The organism is Mycobacterium sp. (assembly GCF_049280035.1).
Taxonomy (GTDB): Bacteria; Actinomycetota; Actinomycetes; order Mycobacteriales; family Mycobacteriaceae; genus Mycobacterium.
On sequence record NZ_JBAPPI010000624.1, the window covers coordinates 1 to 4,270 of the forward strand.

Genomic DNA, 4,270 nt, shown 5'->3' on the forward strand with positions numbered 1-4,270 from the left:
CGGTGAACGGCAGGACGGTCTGGGTGTTCGACCCGGCCGCCAACTTCACAACGTTGCTGGTGTCGTGGTCGGTGACGTAGACGTTGCCGGCGTTGTCCACCGCCACACCCCAGGGCAGAGTGACGCCGGTGAACGGCAACACGGTCTGAGCGTTCGACCCGGCCTCCAGCTTCACCACCCGATGGTTGTCGGAGTCAGCGACGTAGACGTTGCCGGCGGTATCCACCGCCACGCCATCCGGGTCGTTCAGTCCGGTGAACGGCAACTCAGTCGGGGTGTTCGTCCCGGCCTGCAGCTTCACCACCCTGTTGTTGCCCCGGTCGGCGACAAATACGCTGTCGGCGCTATCCACCGCGATGCCCTCGGGGTAATTGAGGCCGGTGAACGGCACCGGCGTGACGGCGTTTGACCCGGCCGCTAGTTTCACCACCCGGTTGTTGAAGTCGGTGACGTACACGGTGCCGGCGCTATCTACCGCGACCCCCTGGGGTTCGTACAGGCCGGCGAACGGCAGCACCGTCGGCTTGGTCGACCCGGAGGCCAACTCCACCACGCGGCCGTACATCGCTTCGCTGGCGACGTACACGTTGCCGGCGGAGTCCAGCGCCACTCCTCCGGGGGAGAGGCGGAAGTCAAGGCCGTTGAACGGCAGCACATTTTGTCCGCACGCCGGCGATGATGGCGAACGCGGCCACGCAATCGCGGCCACGACGGCAGTGGTCAGTAGGAGGGCGGCGGCGCCAATCAACATCCACCGCTTGCGGTTGTTGCGGCGCTCGGGGGTGCTGGGTGCGAGGTCGGGCGGTGGTGGGCCGCTGGGCCGTGCGCCGGGCGGCGGCCAGCTTGCGGTGCCGTTGGCGGCTGGCACGGGGCGCGCCATCGTCTCATCGGCGGCGGCGTCCGGCTGCAGGATGCTTACGGCCTGATGCTGCTCGGGTTCGGTGAGCGCATTCAGCGCGGCGTTGGCCAGCTCACCGGCACTGCGGTAACGCTCGTCCGGGTTTTTGGCCATCCCGGTGGCGATCACCTGATCGATCGCCGCCGGCACCTGTCCGGGTCGCAGCTGGCTGGGCCGCGGGGGTGGCTCCATCAGGTGTGCGGCCAGCAGCCGTTCGATGCTGTCGTCTCCAAATGGCGGTGAGCCGGTCAGACACTCTTCCAGCACACAGGCCAGCGCGTACACATCGGAGCGATAGGTGACTCCATTGCCGGTGAACCGCTCCGGCGCCATGTATTTGTAGGTCCCCATCGCCATCCCGGTCTGGGTCAACCCCGGGTCAGTAGTGGCCCGGGCAATCCCGAAATCCACCAGATACGCAAAATCATCGGAGGTGACCAGAATGTTCTCCGGTTTGACATCGCGATGCGTCACCCCGCTGGCATGTGCGGCGTCCAGCGCGGACGCGACTTGGCGCACAATGGCCACCGCCCGCGGCGGACTCAGCGCCCCATCCGCTTTGAGCATCGCCGCCAAACTGGTGCCCTCAATGAGCCGCATTTCCAGGTACAGCTGCCCATTGATCTCGCCGTAGTCATGAATCGGCACCACGTGCGGTTCGCTCATCCGCCCCGCCGCATCAGCTTCACGCTGCATCCGGGCGCGAAACGTCGGATCGTCGGAGAACTGTGGCGAGATCAGCTTCAGCGCCACCACCCGGCCCTTGCGGGTGTCCTCGGCCGCATACACCTCTCCCATCCCCCCACGACCCAGCAGCCGCATTAACCGGTACGGCCCAAACCATGACCCCAACTCGCTGCCGCTCATCGCCAAGCTCCCTTCAGTTAAGAGATGGCATTAACTGCCGCAGTCAGTTTCGACTGGAACGAGCTCGGCAGGGGAATGGACCCATACTGGTCCAAACCATCCTGGCCAGGACCAATTGCGGCCTGCATGAACGCCTTTACGGCCGTGCCGGTCGCGGCATCCGGATAGTTCGAGCAAACGATTTCATAGGTTGCCTCGACGATCGGGTAGGCACCGGCCTGCGTGGGCTTATAGAACGACGACGTGTCCACCACCAGGTCGTTGCCCTGCCCGGTGATCTTTGCCCCGGCGATCGTCTTGCTGACCGAGTCTTTCGTGATCGTCACCGGGTCCGGGCCCGCTGACGTGATGATCTGGGCCATGTTCAACTGTTTGCCCACCGCGAAGGACCACTCGTTATAGGTGATCGACCCGTCGGTGTTCTGCACGGCCGCCGATGAGCCATTGTCCCCGGCGGCGCCATCGCCGACACCCCCAAGGAACGTCTGGCTGCTGCCTTTACCCCACGCACCGTTCGATGCGGCATCGAGATATTTCTGGAAGTTCGATGAGTTCGCGGATTGGTCGCTGCGGAAGATGACGTGAATCGGCGTTGAGGGCAGGTTGGTACCTGCGTTGAGCGCCGCGATCGTCGGGTCGTTCCAGGTGGTGATGCCGCCGTTGAAGATCTTCGCGATCGTGGGCGCGTCAAGATTCAGCGAACTCACTCCGGCGACATTGTAGGTGATCGCGATCGGTTCAAACACCGTCGGCAGGTCCCACGCCGGCGAACCGCACCGCTGCGCCGCGCGCTCGGGCTGACCCTTCGACGGGTTCAACGGATCGCCAGAGCCCGCCAGATCGGTTTCGTTACTGACGAAGTCCTTCACCCCGGCGCCGGAGCCGTTTGCGTTGTAATCCAGCGTGTAGCCCGGGCACGCCCGGATGTAGGCGTAGACGAATTGCTCGATCGCGTTCTCTTGTGCGGTCGCGCCGCTGGCTTTGAGTTTCTTCTTGCCGCCACAACTGATTGGTGTCGACGAGGCATTAGATCCAGAAGTTGATGACGAAGTACTTGTGTTGCCACCGCATGCCGCTAACGTCATTGCGCCGACGACAATCAGGCTGACTGCCGCGCCAGCTCGGTTGACCTTCACAGGAACTCCTCTGACGAATCAGGGCGACGGAGAGCTCCGCCGCCGAGGGAGCCCCCCGCAGTACACGTTCCGTCACAGATGGACGTCACTTGCCTGGCAACGAACACGTGAGCCTGGCTACATAAAAGCTTTTCAAGATGGGCTGATTGTAAGCAAAACCTCTGAAAATCAACAGAAAAGATGAGCGCCACCTGTGAAGATAGGTAGTGAGTTAGCAGCGCCTATGAAAATGGGCAGAGGGTGCGGACGCTCGACTCTTAGTCGGCGCACCGCAGTAACGTGATGGGGTGTTGATGGTCCCACAACAAGTCAGCGCCGGAACGGATGACGTTGATCTGGATGCCGCTGCCCCTGTTATACGTGCGGTGAACCTTACCCTGGGTTTCGGCGCCACAACTGTGCTCGACGAGGTAAGCCTCGACTTTCCCGCATGTACCGTCACCTCCTTGTTGGGACCGACCGGGTCCGGTAAGACGACCTTCCTGCGGACCTTGAATCGGATGAACGACAAAGTGTCCGGATACCGCTACAGCGGTGATGTCCTGTTGGGTGGACGCAGCATCTTCAAAAGCCAAGACCTGATGGGATTTCGCCGCAGGGTCGGCATGCTGTTCCAGCGTCCCAATCCATTCCCGATGTCAATCCTAGACAATGTCGTTGCGGGTCTGCGCGCACATAAGCTGGTGTCCCGCAAGGACTTTAAGAGCGTTGCGCAGGCTCGCCTGGCCGAGGTCGGCCTCTGGGACGCGGTTAAGGATCGACTCGGTGATTCGCCATTCCGGCTCTCCGGTGGTCAACAACAATTGTTGTGCCTGGCCCGTGCGCTTGCGGTGAACCCGGAGGTCCTGCTGCTCGACGAGCCAACCTCATCGCTGGACCCGGCCACAACCGAGAAAATCGAAGAGCTCATTCGATCGCTGACCGACCGGCTCACCGTGATCATGGTGACGCACGATCTTGCCCAGGCCGCCCGCATCGGCGACCGGACCGCCTTGTTCTTTGACGGCAGGTTGCTGGAGGACGGGCCCACCGAACAGCTGTTCTTATCGCCGAAGCATGCGGAGACCGTGCGCTATGTCTCTGGACTGTTTGGCGACCGCCATCTTCTGCGTGTGGTCGTCGGGGCCACAGACGCCAACGATGGAAAGAAAGGTGAGTGAGGGCCGTGAAAATCTCTCTGCGTACCCTGCTGGTTGCGGTGCCATTGGTCCTGGTCGCCGCGGCCTGCGGTTCGAACTCAACAGGTGGTTCGTCCAACCCCGGGGCTAGCACCGGCAGCGTCGCGACCACGCCCGCGACGTCGAAGGTGGCCTTGTCGGAGACCGGTGCCACTGAGCTGTACCCGCTGATGAATGAGTGGGTTCCCGCT

Annotated in this window: 3 protein-coding genes and 1 pseudogene; 2 read left to right on the top strand and 2 right to left on the bottom strand. The window is 62.7% G+C overall.

Annotated features, from left to right (window positions below; genetic code table 11):
• Both WAN71_RS20010 and pstS read right to left on the bottom strand, forming a co-directional pair.
• Positions 1–1,771: protein kinase domain-containing protein (locus WAN71_RS20010; RefSeq protein ID WP_422226994.1), on the bottom strand; the 1,771-nt coding region annotated here is incomplete at its 3' end.
• A gap of 11 nt (positions 1,772–1,782) precedes the next feature.
• Positions 1,783–2,901 (bottom strand): phosphate ABC transporter substrate-binding protein PstS, encoded by a 1,119-nt coding sequence (gene pstS, locus WAN71_RS20015; RefSeq protein ID WP_422226995.1) that lies wholly within the window; start codon positions 2,899–2,901, stop codon positions 1,783–1,785.
• A gap of 293 nt (positions 2,902–3,194) precedes the next feature.
• Here pstS and WAN71_RS20020 point away from each other — a divergent pair, with 293 nt between their 5' ends.
• Both WAN71_RS20020 and WAN71_RS20025 read left to right on the top strand, forming a co-directional pair.
• Positions 3,195–4,061, top strand: coding sequence for an ATP-binding cassette domain-containing protein (locus WAN71_RS20020; RefSeq protein WP_422226996.1), 867 nt, complete (start codon positions 3,195–3,197; stop codon positions 4,059–4,061).
• A gap of 5 nt (positions 4,062–4,066) precedes the next feature.
• Positions 4,067–4,270, top strand: a pseudogene (locus tag WAN71_RS20025) (phosphate ABC transporter substrate-binding protein PstS); the annotation flags it as partial.